The sequence below is a fragment of the Janthinobacterium sp. UMAB-60 genome (assembly GCF_900095235.1).
Classification (GTDB): domain Bacteria; phylum Pseudomonadota; class Gammaproteobacteria; order Burkholderiales; family Burkholderiaceae_D; genus Janthinobacterium.
Map to the genome: position 1 here is coordinate 1 of NZ_LT607535.1, position 331 is coordinate 331.

Here is a 331-nt window from a genome sequence, read left to right on the forward strand (position 1 = left end):
CACCGCCAAGGCGGTGACGGTGACGGGTACAACGCTGGTCGATACGGCCAGCGGCCTGGCTAGCAACTATACGGTCGGCAATCCGACGGGCTTAACGGCCAGCATCACGGCCAAGGCCTTGACGTTAACGGGCCAGTTGGCGGACAACAAGGTCTATGACGGCAATGCACAAGCCAGCCTGTCCGGCGGTGCCTTGAGCGGCCTGGTGGGCAGCGAAACCCTGGGCTTTGGTGGCCAGAGCGCCGTGTTCAGCGACAAGAACGCGGCCACTGCCAAGGCGGTGACGGTGACGGGTACAACGCTGGTCGATACGGCCAGCGGCCTGGCCAGC

At 65.0% G+C, this 331-nt stretch carries 1 protein-coding gene; it reads left to right on the forward strand.

Annotated features, from left to right (window positions below):
* A partial coding sequence (locus K0F86_RS27190) for a YDG domain-containing protein (RefSeq protein WP_257572414.1) occupies positions 1 to 331 on the forward strand: 331 nt, incomplete at both ends.